Annotated in this window: 8 protein-coding genes and 2 pseudogenes; 3 read left to right on the plus strand and 7 right to left on the minus strand. The window is 61.9% G+C overall.

Going from position 1 to position 10,801, the window contains the following annotated elements:
* Positions 1-26: 26 nt before the first annotated feature.
* Positions 27-818, plus strand: a complete 792-nt coding sequence (locus NKI01_RS17545; RefSeq protein WP_352918574.1) for a sugar isomerase domain-containing protein — start codon at positions 27-29, stop codon at positions 816-818.
* 94 nt (positions 819-912) lie between these two features.
* Here the strand turns inward: NKI01_RS17545 and NKI01_RS17550 are convergent, their stop codons facing one another.
* From NKI01_RS17550 to NKI01_RS17575, 6 genes are all read right to left on the minus strand, one after another.
* The gene (locus tag NKI01_RS17550) at positions 913-2,940 is read right to left on the minus strand and encodes a CHASE2 domain-containing protein (RefSeq protein ID WP_352964030.1); all 2,028 of its coding nucleotides are present in this window, start codon (positions 2,938-2,940) and stop codon (positions 913-915) included.
* Between the two features lie 15 nt (positions 2,941-2,955).
* On the minus strand, positions 2,956-3,765 hold the full coding sequence (locus NKI01_RS17555) for a FecR family protein (protein ID WP_352964033.1): 810 nt from the start codon (positions 3,763-3,765) through the stop codon (positions 2,956-2,958).
* 11 nt (positions 3,766-3,776) lie between these two features.
* Positions 3,777-5,051 carry a tetratricopeptide repeat protein gene (locus tag NKI01_RS17560; RefSeq protein ID WP_352964036.1) on the minus strand — a complete coding sequence of 425 codons (1,275 nt, stop codon included), beginning with the start codon at positions 5,049-5,051 and terminating at the stop codon, positions 3,777-3,779.
* Between the two features lie 312 nt (positions 5,052-5,363).
* On the minus strand, positions 5,364-7,517 hold the full coding sequence (locus NKI01_RS17565) for a SulP family inorganic anion transporter (RefSeq protein WP_352964039.1): 2,154 nt from the start codon (positions 7,515-7,517) through the stop codon (positions 5,364-5,366).
* 140 nt (positions 7,518-7,657) lie between these two features.
* A complete protein-coding gene (locus NKI01_RS17570) occupies positions 7,658-8,839 on the minus strand; it encodes a magnesium transporter (RefSeq protein WP_352860608.1) in 1,182 nt (393 codons plus the stop codon).
* Between the two features lie 196 nt (positions 8,840-9,035).
* Positions 9,036-9,413, minus strand: coding sequence for a hypothetical protein (locus NKI01_RS17575; protein ID WP_352964042.1), 378 nt, complete (start codon positions 9,411-9,413; stop codon positions 9,036-9,038).
* 28 nt (positions 9,414-9,441) lie between these two features.
* Between NKI01_RS17575 and NKI01_RS17580 the strand changes: the two genes are divergently transcribed.
* Together NKI01_RS17580 and NKI01_RS17585 are read left to right on the plus strand one after the other, a co-directional pair.
* Complete coding sequence (locus NKI01_RS17580; protein ID WP_352964045.1) at positions 9,442-9,642, plus strand: hypothetical protein; 201 nt, start codon at positions 9,442-9,444, stop codon at positions 9,640-9,642.
* Positions 9,624-9,990 (plus strand): annotated as a pseudogene (locus tag NKI01_RS17585) (sugar phosphate isomerase/epimerase); the annotation flags it as partial. The gene NKI01_RS17580 and the pseudogene NKI01_RS17585, both read left to right, overlap by 19 nt.
* Before the next feature lie 104 nt (positions 9,991-10,094).
* Here NKI01_RS17585 and NKI01_RS17590 read toward each other — a convergent pair.
* Positions 10,095-10,801: pseudogene (locus NKI01_RS17590) on the minus strand (calcium-binding protein); the annotation flags it as partial.

The raw sequence follows: 10,801 nt of genomic DNA on the forward strand, positions 1-10,801 counted from the left end.
AGCCGACACATAACAGGAGTACCGACGTGTCCGATCTTTACATACCTCGCCTTGCCGCCCTCATCGAACAGGCGTCGAAAGCCAATGCCGAAGCCTTTGGCGAGGCGGCCAGGCGCTTTGCCGACACGCTCGAGAGCGGTGGCTTGGTTCATCTCTACGGCTCGGGGCACTCGGTGTTGCCGGTCCAGGAAGTGTTTCCGCGCTACGGCAGCTATGTCGGCTTCAATCCGCTGACCGACCCGCGCGTCATGTGGCACAACGTGCTCGGCGCCGGCGGCGTGCGCGAGCTTCTGTGGCTGGAGCGGACGGAGAAATACGCCGAGAAATTCCTCGATCACCAGCCACTGAACAAAGGCGATTCGATCATCATCTTCGGCCACAGCGGCCGCAATTCGTCGGGCATCGACACCGCGCTCTATGCGAAAAAACGCGGCATCTTCGTCGTCGCGGTGACCAGCAAGAACAATCTCGACAAGCCGGCGACGCATTCTTCCGGCAAACGGCTTGCCGATGCCGCCGACCTTGTCATCGACACCTGCTCGCCGATCGAGGATGCCATCGTGCCGGTCGAGGGCTGGAGCCGGCCGGTCTCCGGTTCGTCGACCGTGCTTGCCATGATCCTGGCGCATGAGCTGATCGCCCGCACGGCCGAGGCGCTTTCGAAACGCGGTATCGAGCTGCCGGTTTTCGCCTCGCCGACAATTGCCGGCGTCACGCTGCACGATACCGACGTCATCTATGGCGTCTATCGCGAGAGAATGCTCGAGGCGCAGAAGAAGCACCTGCCGGCCTTCCAGGCGACCATGCGCGGCGAATGACGAACCGGGGGAGGCCACGCAAATTTGCGAGGCCTCCCGAAGCGGGTAGTCAGGTCGTGATGCAGGTCGGCACCCCGCGATCCGCGGGAGCCGATCAGTTTCGGGGTGCAGGATCAGGAGGAGCTGTTTTTGGGGACGGCGGTGAACCGTCCAGCATGGCTGGGCCGCCGCCAGATTGCTCGCCATTCTGAACTGCTTTCTCGCGGCTCATACCTTTGTGCATCTCCGGAACGGTGAAAACCGGCACTTCGCCCTTGAAACCCTGGAGCTCAAAGGCGCCCGCCTGGACGACGGGCATCGATGCTCCTTTGGCAAAGCCGGGACCAAGCACCAGGGGGATGCCCAGCTTCTTGGTCGTCGACTCGAGCCGTGCTGTGCGGTTCACGGGCGAACCGATCGCTGTGTAATCGAAGCGCCGTTCGGAGCCGAAATTGCCTACCGAGCAGATGCCGGTCTCGATGGCGACGCCGATTTCGATGGAGGGATGGCCGTCCGCAGTGAAGGCGGCGTCTTCGCGCTTCACCCGCTCGATCAGGGCGAGGCCCGCGTCGAGCGCGCGCTCGCGATGATCGGGTTGATCAAGCGGTGCGTTCCAGAAGGCCAGCACCGCATCGCCCATGAACTTGTCGATGGTGCCGTCGCGCTTGAGGATCTCATCGGTCGCAATGCCGAGGAAATGGTTGACCACCGTTGCGATCTCTTGGGTATCGAGTCGTTCGCTCATCGTCGTGAAGCCGCGTATGTCGCTGAGCAGGATTGTGATCTCGCGCTTCTCGCCGGACAGGATCGCTTCGGTGTCCGAGCTTGCAAGGCGCTGCACCACGGAAGGCGACAGATATTGGGAGAACTGCCGTGCCAGGGTGGATCGGCGCTGCTCGCTGCGCCTGTAGAGGACATAGCCTTCGAAGCCGGCTACCAGGATCGTCGCAAGCGCCGGCTGCAGCGGGTCATAGAGTGCACCCTGCAGGCTGTATTCGAGAGCGCCGAACACGAACGGCGTGACGGCCAGCAGCGCCAGAGCGAGGGCGCCAAGCACGACACGCCCGGCGAGCACTCCGGAAAGCCCGATGAAAACGACGCCACTGAGGACAAACCAGAGCCGCTCGAGCGTACGCGCGTGCGTTGGCTCTGCAAGGTAGCGCCCGGCAAGCATCTGGCTGATTGCATCGGCGTGGATGTCCGCGCCTGGTCGCGCTGGACGCGTCGGGGTGGGCAGGTACTGCGTCAGTCCCACGGCCGACAAATCGACAATGGCGATGGCGTCCCGCAGCCGCGGATCGCCATGGCTCGAAAGGATAGTTCCGGCAGATAGGCGGGGCGTGTCGGTGGCGGTTTCCCAGAGGCGGATGCTCCCCTCCGGCTCGAGCGGCACAATGGCGCCGGCCATCCTGAGCGCGTCAAACCCGGCGGCATTCATCCGGGCTATGTAGCCGTCCTGCCCGGCGTAAAGGCGCAGGAGCTCGAGCGCGAAGGACGGCCACAGTTGCACGCCTTGAGCGGTATTGCGAAGCCAGAGCAGCGGCACATGGCGCAGTACGCCGTCGGGATCGGGCAAGGTGCGAATTACGCCGAGGCCCGCGGCGGCGTTCGAGAATTCGGCAAGCGAGCCGGTCAGGCCGGTGAACCCGGGAAGTGTGTCGGGTACTTGCCCGACGATCGACCAGCCGGCTTTGGGCTCTGCTTCTGAAACCGTCGCCTCGTTGCCCAGGCTGACGGCAATCGCCGTTCGATTTTTCGACAGGGCCGCTGCCAGTCGTTTGTCTCCGGCGATGCCGTCAGGCGAGGTGTCGGCCTCGGGCAGCACCAGCGCAAGCCCGATGACCACGGCGCCGGATTCGGTGATGCCATCGACGAGATCGGCCAAGAGGCCACGGTTCCAGGGCCATCGCCCATGTGCCTTGAGGCTGGCGTCGTCTATCGAGACGATCACGACAGGATTGCTCGTCGCCTGGCGCGGGGCGAGAAACTGGTAGAAGTCGTACGTGCGTTCGCGGAGGCGCGACAGCGGCCCGTCGAAAGCCAAATGGCAAGCGAGCAGCAGGAGCACGACCGCAAGACCGGATATTTTGCGCCTGGCAGCTTGCCGCCAATCAGCCCAGCCCGAACCGACCAAGAGGCTCATGTCGTGCCGCCGGGCTTAATTGCAGTAGTAGCAGCAACCCTCACCCTCACACCCATCCTCATCCACGCCGCCGCCCACAGGTGGCGTTGGGCTGTCGGGGAACTCCATGACCACTCCTGGCAATGCCCCGTCGGTGGAGTCGCAGACTTTGAGCGAACCGCCGAGTGCCGACGCACAAATCGCGCTTACGTCCAATCCCGGACCCGGTGCGCCTGGCAGGCCGGTGCCGGCTATCCGGTCGATGCTGTCCAATATCGGGAAGGTGTCGATTCCGCCGTAGCCGGTCAGCAGCTTGCCATTTTCCGACGTGCAGGCGAAGCCCGGGTTTGTGATGACCAGCCGTTTGCCATTCATCGTGCAGGTCATGCGGCCGGCGCGCAGTATGCCGACGGTCTGGCCAGCTGCCACCAGCACTTCGATGATGCCGCCTCTGGCCCCGAGCACCATGTGCGGCGTTGCAACCTGCATGACGCCGCCTTTCGAAACCTGGCCGCCATAGAAACGGGCCAGGCCGCTATTCATCCCGATGTCGATCTTTCCCGATCCGGAGCCCGGATTGTAGACGAATTCATCGATCGTCAGGCTGGTGTTTGGACCAATCTTGGCGCTCGATTCGTCCCGGAACACCAGCATTCCAAGACCAGTGGGATTGCTGCGCAGTTGGTCGCCGAGTTCGACGCCGGCACCGACGTTCATTGTCCCGCCGTTGTTGCGGACGATGTTGGTCTGGTAGGCCGTCATCGACCCGACCGTTTCAGCGGCAGATGGTGCCGCAAAGGCAAGGCAGGCGACAAAAATGGCGATCTGACGGTACGGGGTCCTCATCGCGGCCTCTTTCAATTGAGCGTCAACGTGTAGCTCATGAGCATTTCGAACGATTTTCGGTCGCGGCTGGCGATGTCGAAGTTGGTTTCGCGATAGGCAAGATCGACGCTGATCTTCTGCGACTCCGTCAGCTGAAAATCGCTTTCCGAGGCAATGCGCCAGAAGTCGCTCTTGATATTTGTGCCGATGCCGATGGACAGATCGGGAGTGTCGCTATGGCCGGCCGAGAAGGCGACCTGGTGCGACCATGCGAAAAGATCCGGTACGTTCATCAACAGGCCGCCATAGCGGACCTCGCCCGTGTAGCTGCGGCCGATTTCGCCAGATCCGGAGGCGAAGTCATTCGAGCCGACAAAGCGCAGTCCGAGCGCCTGGCCATTGCGGAAGCGGTAGCTGCCGCCTGCCTCATAGAAAACCCTGCTATCGGCGAAAATGCCTTGCGAGGCGCTTAGATCGATGTAGCCGCCACCGGCGAAGAGCGTCGTCTCGACCGTCGGGCGAACGACGAAGCGTCCACTGAGGCCAATGCCGGTTTCGTGGATATCGCTGTCGAAACGATCTGTAACGGTGAACGCCGAAAGCAGCAGGCGCAGCGAATCGATCCCACTATTGGGCAGTCCCTTGTCCCAGGTGATCGCGGCGTTGCCGTGGATGAAGGTCTCCTTGCTACCTGGAACCGACAGGTCTTCCGTGAAAAAGCGCTGTGTCGCCGTCAACGACCCCGAAAGGACGAGAGCGTCGGCACTTGGCGTGCCGAGGTCCCACCGGACAAAGCCTTCCGCCCGCCCATAGGGCGAGACGAAGCTGTCGTCGTCCTGCGCCCCGCCGGGCTCAAAATCGGTAAATGCGCTGAACACGCCGCCGGTCAGGGCGAGTTCCCAGGTGATGCCACGCAACGCGCGCTCGATGCGGGCGAGCAGGCGAACAGCTTCCTGCTGCTCACTTGCGGTTAGGCCGCCGACTTCGATGCCGTACTGCACCTGCCGCCGGGCCAATTCATAGGAGCCGACATGATAGTACAACCGGCTGGCCGCCAGCCGGGCGCGTGCATCGCGGGGATATTTGATCAGATACTGCTCGATTGAGGAGATCGCCTGATCGTACTGCCCGGCGTTGACGGCAACCGTGACGAACTGGGCGAGTGTTCCGTTGTCGGCCGGACTGGCGATGCGGGCTGAAAACGCATCGTCATAGGCCGAAAAAAGACCCTGCGCGCCGGCCGGCAATACGCCGATACAAAGCAGCGCTGCGGCGCAGCCGACGACCGTTCGAAACGAAGATTGCATGCCGAGAACCCACCCCAAACCCGACTAGTGCGAACGACTTAGCACGACTACAAGAAAAAGGCGACTGACCTGTGACGAACTCGTCCGAGTTTTCAGCAGCTGTTGCAGCCGCGCAACAAACAATAGGGTCAATTCACATTTCGGCTGCGCTGGTTGCCAGAACATCTTCGCAGCGTTGCTGTATTGGCCGAAGTATTCGGTAGCGGCATAAACTAACAAAACTCATCTCCGGATAGCGAATCTAGCGTTCTTCAAGATCAATATAGTTCGCGTGATTCTGCGCGCATTTGGTCGCTGCCTAGCCCATCGATGTCACATATGGCTCATCCGAAGGTCTTCCGTCGCATTGCGGAGGCGATCGGAGAGCTGGCGGGCAATGCTTCTCAACACGGCTTGCGCGATATGCGGCTTGGCCTTTGATATCTTGTTGGCGGCCGACGAGGTCAGCTCATAGGCAACAACGTCCTCGTCCGCGATCACGTCGGTCGAGCGCGGTCGCTCGGTAAGGAAGCCCATTTCCCCGACGGTACATCCAGCCCCGATGCTTGCCAGCCGCCGCCGCCCGCCAGGCGCATCCACCCAGACGCTGATACAGCCGCGCGTCAGCATCCACAGTCGGTCGGCCTGATCGCCAGCGCGGCACAGCACGGCGCCTTTGGGGAACTCGACGCGGTCGAGATAGCTCATCAGCATCTTCAGATCTTCCGGCGCCATGGTCATGCCGAAATCGGTGCGCTCGAGCGGCACCTCTATCACCGAGCGGGCAGCACTGTCGGTCCGCTCGACGATTTCCTCCTCGAAGCGCTCCAGCGCTGCCTCGAGATCGGGGTAGATGTTGGGCCTATCGCTTTGTGACGTAAACTCCTCCAGGGCCTCGGCATCCCTGAGATCACTGAAGAACAATCGCTGACCGCGCCGGGCACAGCGAGCGGAGATCTGCTGCAAGGTCAACGCGCCGGAGGCGTCGACGTCGCTGACGGCGCGGAAATCGAGAATGATCACCCGCACCACGCTAGGCAGCCGGTCAATTTCCTCCGCGAGCTCATCGGCATTGCCAAAGAATAGCACCCCCTGCAGCTCGAGGACTGCCAGCTCGCGCTCGTGAATCGCCAGCAACTCGGTCTGAGCAGTGGAGCGAATGCGCCTGGAGCGCGTCTTGCCGACGATCTCCTTGCGCCGCACCACCGGCCGGCTCATTTCGATCATGAAGACGATGCAGGCCAGCGCCACACCGACCACGGCGCCGATAACGGGTTGGCCAAGGACTGTGGCGAGTGCCACAGCGGCGACCACGGCCATATTGCGCCGTGCCTGGCTGCGGCCCGCCGCGCTGTCGCCGAGAAGTGCCTGCCGCGCCGTCCGCAGTGCCCAACGGTCGATGGTATTGATGCCGACGAAGACCAGAATGGCGGACAGCACAACCAGCGGCATCGAGAAGATCAGATTCGGGAACGCAAGGATGGCCGCAAGCAGCACCGCCCGGCTCGCAAACGTCGAGGTGCGCATGCGCCCGCCGGCATGGTAGTTGGCGGCGGTCAGCGCGGCCGACGTGGATACGAACAGGCCGCCCATGAGGGGAGAGACAAGATTGGCGATGCCCAGCCCGACGAGGGCGCGGTCCTGGCCGACCTGAACGTCGGCCAGGTTGCGCGCAGTGCGCAGGGTAAAGACGGTGTCGAGCGTTCCCACGATCGCCAGGGTCAACGAGCCGGCAATCAGGGTCCACCAGATATGTTTCAGCCCCAGCCGGAGCGTTGAGGCAGCCTCAGTCATGCTTACCGGTGCCCAGCCCTCTATGTCGATCGAGCCGATAACAGGGCCGAGCTCAACGTCGGGCCCCCACAGACGGACAGCATGGTAGATGACATAGCCGATGATCAGGCCGGCAAGCAGCGCCGGAACTTTGGGCGCATGCCGCGTGATCATCGCCATGACCGCGATCAGCGCAAGACCGAATGGAAGTCTTGTGACCGTGGCCAGGCTGAAATCCGCCGCGATGATGCCGCTCCAGGAGGAAACTGCGAGAAGCATCGGCGTCTGGCTCTTGATGACCAGGATGCCGACACCCGAGACGAACCCGGCGACAACCGGATGGGGGGCAAGCTTGACAATCCGGGCGAGACCGGTTGCGCCGATGAGGATCATCCAAAAGCCGGTCAGCATCACGCAGCCGACGAAGGCAAGCAGCGCTTGGGTCGTGTTGCCGTCGAGAGCGACGAGCAGGGATCCTAGCAGGCTGGCCTGGATCAGCGAATTACTGGGCATGGTCGTCACGAAGCACGACCGTTGAAATGCGGACGCGACAACGCCGCCGACAATGGCAGCGATGACGCCGGCAAGCGCGCCTTCCGCCACCCGATCTGCGCCGAGCGGCGATAGGGCAAGGACGCCGGAGGAGACGCACATCGGCAGCGCTACGCCCGCGGTCGTCACACCCGCGGTGAGTTCCCGGGCCAGAAGGCCCATGCCTGCGCTCAAACGATGCGCAAAATCCGTTTGTATCGCAACCTGCTCAGTCACGGCGTTTCAAAGCCCCAAAAAATCCCACGGTGTGATCCCGCCGACCGCGTCCTGTGCAGGACGCGCATCGGCGGACGCGCCCCTAACTACAGCACGAGCATGGTGGCCAGCCCCAGCATCAGGCCCATGCCTACGATATCGGTCACGGTGGTGAGGAAGATCGCCGAAGCTACGGCCGGATCGGCGCCGACCCGCCGCAGCCCTAACGGGATCAGCACGCCGGAGATTCCAGACATGAGGCAAGATCCGGACATTGCGAGCAGGATCACAAGTGCCAGCATGGGCGCCTGGGCTGCCGACTCCGGTTGCCGCGAGGCGTAGAACCACATCGCCGCAGCCGCCACAAGACCGACGAGCACGCCGTTGGCGATCCCGAGCGCGCCCTCCCTCATCACCAGGTGCAGCTTCGGCCGTTTGTCCACATCGCCCAGGGCAAGGCCACGCAGCGTCATAGCCAGTGCCTGGCAGCCGGTGTTTCCGCTCTGCCCGGCCAAGACCGGGAGGAACGCTGCCAAGGCGACGATCTTCTCGATCGTGCCTGTGAACGAACTGACCACGAAAGCGGCCATGAAGGCCGTCAGCAGGTTCAGCTGCAGCCACGGATGACGCTTCAGGAAGGCTGAAATCAGCGGCGTGAAAGAACGCTCCTCCTTCTGGACACCCACCATCTGGCCAGACTGGGCGGAAATCTCGATGATTTGCTGCTCGAACAGCCGCCAGCCGCGAACCTGCCCGAGCAGCCGGTTCTCCGCGTCCACCACGGGATACACCGGATAGTGGCGGCGTACCGCCGCCTTGCAGGCTTCGCTCAAAGACATACTGACGGGAAGGGCGAACGGTTTCGGCAGCATGATCTGATCCACGGTTGCGTCCGGTTCGCTCAGCATCAGATCGCGCAGGACTACGAGGCCAACCAGTTTGTCGCCCTCGTCGGTGACATAGAGATAAGTGAGCTCGGTCGGCACCTGAGTGCGTCTGACGGCGTCCACTGCGGCGGCGACCGCCGTACCGACAGGAACGCTGCCGGGGATCGGGTCCATCAGCTCGACGAGCGACTCCGGGATCGCGATGCCATCGCTATGAGCCTTGATAGGCCTCATATGCGGCGGCAAATGCTCCACCACCTTCCGGGCGTGCCTATCCGGCAACAACTTTAGTGCGTCCTGGATGAGCTCGGGAGACTCACGGGCAAGCAATTCAGCCGCGTCATCAGGTGCTCGAGCACGCAGCGTGCGCACCAGCTTCTGAACGTCGTTCTCTTCCTTCATCTGTTCCCCCAAATTGCGAGTGTCTTGCCTCTGACGGTATGACACGAATCTGATCGCTCTGCCCTGGCGCAGTGCCCAAGCGGCTCGATCCGGGAATCTTCGCCTTCTCCAGGCGCCGAGTAGACCGTACCCAGACAAATCTGAGCCACTGCGGGTGCATACAGGCGGGCTGTAACCTCTGCGTGTCGCCGAGAATTCAACGTGTTGCGAACTTCACCGATCTTTTCCTGGGCTCCTGCGAGCACGCCGCACCGATGAAACGCAAAACCCGGAAATTCTGCAGAGGCCTCCGGCGTTCGAATTGATTTGCCTCATCCGGCGCATCTTGCCAGTTCCACCAGCTATCGACGCCATTGCGGGTTAAGATCTGCGACTGGTTGCACAGAAGGATGTGGAGCACGAGCTCCTTCGAGGGCGATTTATGACTGTCTTGCATCAAGGCAAAAACTTCGGCAAGTTCGTTGCGTCTTGGGAGAGGGCCAACAACAATGAAATTATCTTGCATTTGCATGATGCCGCTCGCGGCAATGGTGATTTGCGCAAACTCGTTCGTTCCAACCGCCGCCCACGCCAACTCGGTTGCCTTCGATCATGGATATCAGATGGCGGCTTATTTGTTTTGCTCTCAATCGATCTATAACGACAGACGTTTTGGCGACTTTCTTGTTGAGGATAGGAAGTATGACAAAACTAAAGAGTACAATCGTGGCGTTGCCGCTCTGAAAGCCGCGCTCAAAGGCACCCATCCTAGGAAAGTGTGCTTCGATGCCGCTCGCGCCAGCGGCTGGTGGACCGACCGCTGACGGCTATTGAACCCACCCATCGCGGCCTGAATTTCCGCGAGCAGCTGCAGGCCATGGCGCCGGTGGCAGGGCACCTGCATGTCCATGATTCCTTCGGGCGCCCGCAGGGTCTCCATCGGACCTACCTGCCGCAGGAGGATGCAGCGCTAGGGCTGGGCGACCTGCACATGCCGCTCGGCTGGGGCGATATCGACCGGGATGACATCTTCAGCGAGTTGGTTTTCTTGCCCGGGACCGTCCTCATCATGGAAATCGGACCGCGATATCGCAATGAGCAGCCCGAGTGCTTCGCGGGCAAAGAACCTCATCGCCTTGAACAATCGCGCTGAGCGTGGGGCGAGGCAGTAACGTCGGGACCGGCGGAAACGGGCACCCCGCTTTGGAAAAAAAAACGGGTGCTTGAACAAGTACGGAGCGGCGGACCGGTTCGAAGGTCCGCCGTCCCGGGTGGTTTAGATCACAAGGAATGAACCTGCCGTAAGCGATAGACCTGGAGAGAGAGTGGCGAACTGTATTTGAGATGCGCCGCCGATCCCGTCGCTGTCGAAAGAGAGCGCTCCGGTTGAGCTGTTGTAGATAATATGGTCAGAGCTGTCATGCGCGCCCGTACCGGCAAAGAAAGCGTCGGATGAAAGGCCTCCAAGCTTAAGCCCGGCAAAAACGGCATCGTCGAGCTGGATCTTGTCCTGGAGCTTGTTGAAGTCGGTGACCTTGTCGATATTGCCGGCTCCAAGAGCGCTGTTGAACACGAAAGCATCGTTGCCTCCGTTACCGGTCAAGATGTCGGCACCGCCGCCACCATTGATGATGTTCGCGCCGGCATTGCCTTGGATCGTCTGGGCAAAAGCGTTGCCGGTCAGGTTGATTGCAGACGTACCGGACGGATTGCTGGTGGCGAGAAACTCGATCTCCGACCCGGCCAAAAGGGCATGGCTCACCGAAGTGAACACCTTGTCGGTGCCGCCAGCCGCTGCCTCGAACACCCGGTCCGCGGCATTGTCGACGTGGTAGGTGTCATTGCCGCCGTAGCCAACCATCTTGTCAGCGCCACCGAGGCCGTTGATGACATTGGCGCCGGCATTGCCGACGATCGTCTGAGCGAACTCGTTGCCTGTAAGATTGATAGCCGTCGTGGCGGACGGGTTGCTGGTGGCGAGAA

Origin of the sequence: Mesorhizobium sp. M0815, assembly GCF_040319995.1 — a bacterium.
In the GTDB taxonomy this organism is placed as follows: Bacteria; Pseudomonadota; Alphaproteobacteria; order Rhizobiales; family Rhizobiaceae; genus Mesorhizobium.